The 2,060-nt window shown below is 65.5% G+C and carries 3 protein-coding genes; 1 reads left to right on the top strand and 2 read right to left on the bottom strand.

Features of this window, described 5'->3' with window-relative positions:
* Positions 1–19: 19 nt before the first annotated feature.
* Positions 20–715, top strand: coding sequence for a ribonuclease HII (locus EOA24_RS35675; RefSeq protein ID WP_126078613.1), 696 nt, complete (start codon positions 20–22; stop codon positions 713–715).
* Between the two features lie 251 nt (positions 716–966).
* On the opposite strand, the gene EOA24_RS35670 is transcribed toward EOA24_RS35675, so the two are convergent.
* Both EOA24_RS35670 and EOA24_RS35665 read right to left on the bottom strand, forming a co-directional pair.
* Positions 967–1,458 (bottom strand): F0F1 ATP synthase subunit B, encoded by a 492-nt coding sequence (locus EOA24_RS35670; protein WP_126078614.1) that lies wholly within the window; start codon positions 1,456–1,458, stop codon positions 967–969.
* A gap of 11 nt (positions 1,459–1,469) precedes the next feature.
* A complete protein-coding gene (locus tag EOA24_RS35665; protein ID WP_127410687.1) occupies positions 1,470–2,051 on the bottom strand; it encodes a F0F1 ATP synthase subunit B in 582 nt (193 codons plus the stop codon).
* Positions 2,052–2,060: the final 9 nt, after the last annotated feature.

Raw genomic sequence — 2,060 nt, 5'->3', positions numbered from 1 at the left:
ATGCGAACCTCGCCGCACCATGGCTCGCGTGCGTTCCGATTCTCCGCTTCTCTTTGAAATGGTCGAGAAGCCCGACTTCTCGATCGAGACCAAGGCGATGGCCGACGGGCTGTGGCCGGTCGCCGGCATGGATGAAGCTGGCCGCGGTCCGCTCGCGGGTCCAGTGGTGGCTGCGGCGGTGGTGCTTAACCCCGCCAATATCCCGGAAGGCCTCGACGATTCTAAACGCCTCACCCATTTGCAGCGCGAGGCGCTGTTCCTGAAGATCCTTGGCTCGGCGCTCAGCGTTTCGATGGCCTCGATCAGCGCCGAAGGCATCGACAACAGCAACATCCTGAAAGCGAGTCTCGAGGCGATGCGCCGCGCCGCCGCGGGTCTCTCGCTGCAGCCGAAACTCGCCTTGGCCGACGGCCGCGACATCCCGCCAGGCCTCGCCTGCGAAGGCCGCGCGCTGATCAAGGGCGACCAGCGCTCGCAGTCGATCGCCGCCGCCTCGATCGTCGCCAAGGTGATGCGCGACCGCATGATGTGCGGCTGCGGCGGCCATCACGAGCATTACGGCTTCGAGGTGCATATGGGCTACGCGACGGTCCGGCACCGCACCGCCATCGAGGCGCATGGCCCGGTGGCGAGGCTGCACCGGACCTCGTTCGCGCCGTTCAGACTGGGTGGCGCCGAGGTGGTCGAGGAAGAGAGCTTGGCCGGGTTGGAGTGACGGCGACTGCCTCGATCCTTCGTCATCCTCGGGCTTGACCCGAGGATCATGCCGTGACCTCTTTCGTGGGGCGCAGCGGCGCAGAATTTTGTCATCGTTGCAACGCCTTAGCGTCACGGCATGGATCCCTAGGGTCTGCGCGCGTCGCTTCGCTCCTTGCTCCTTGCTCCGCCCTAGGATGACGAGCGTGCTACAACAAAAAAGCCGCCGGGTTGCCCAGGCGGCTTTGACTTCGAAACTTCGAAGTCAGCTCAGTTCAGCTTGGCCTTGACGTCATCCAGCGCCGACTTGAACAGGTCGGCACCGGCCTTGGCGTCAACCTTGGCGGCGAGCAGCACGCGGGCGGCCTCGACGGCGATGTCGACGGCCGAGGCGCGCACTTCGCTGACGGCCTCGCGCTCGGCCTGGCTGATCTTCTGCTCGGCAAGCGCGGTGCGCCGGGCGACATAGTCCTCGGTCTTCTTGGCCGCCTCGGAAGCAAGCAGCTCAGCCTCGCGCTTGGCGGCGGCGACGATGTCGGCGGCCTCCTTCTCGGCTTCCTTGCGCTTCTGCTGGTATTGGGCAAGCAGCTGCTGGGCCTCTTCACGAAGCTTGCGGGCTTCCTCGAGCTCGCCGCTGATCTTGGCCGCGCGGCCGTCCAGCGACTTGGTGAGCATGCCCGGCACCTTCAGATAGATGATGGCGCCGAGGAAGATGATCAGGGCGATGGTGGCCCAGAGCGTGGCAAGTGATGTGGCGTCCATGATCCCGCTCCTCACCGGCTCGCGGATTTGACCGCGGCCGCGATCTCGGACTTGTCGGCCTTGCCGCCGACAAGCGCCTCGACGATGGCCGACGTGGTATCCTCGGCGATCGTGCCGACTTCCTTCATCGCCTTGGCCTTGATCGAGGCGATGCTCGCCTCGGCCTCGCCAAGCTTCTTCTCGAGCTCGGCCTCGAGCTTCTTGCGCGTGCCTTCGGCGTCCGCCTTGGCGGCGTCGCTTGCCTGCTGGCCGATCTTGTTGGCGTTGGCCTTGGCCTCCGCCAGTTCCTGCTCATACGCGGCAACGGCGGCATCCGCCTCGCCCTTCAGCCTTGCGGCATGGTCGAGGTCCTGGGTGATGCGATCGTTGCGGACATCGATGATGCCGCCAAGACGCGGCATCACAACGCGCTTCAGGAACAGGTAGAAGAGCCCGAAGGTGATGACCAGCCACAGGATCTGCGACGGGAAGGTCTTGGCGTCGAACGGCGGGAACGCTTCATGCTCCGCGGCAGGCACTGCAGTGCCCGCATGCGTATCGCCCTCGGCCGCGGCCGGCGCTGTTTCTTGCGCATAGGCAGATGTCGCGAACATCTCATTCCC

The organism is Mesorhizobium sp. M2A.F.Ca.ET.039.01.1.1, from assembly GCF_003998035.1.
Classification (GTDB): domain Bacteria; phylum Pseudomonadota; class Alphaproteobacteria; order Rhizobiales; family Rhizobiaceae; genus Mesorhizobium.
The sequence above is the reverse complement of the archived record's forward strand: the minus strand, read 5'-3'. Positions and strand labels throughout refer to the sequence as shown.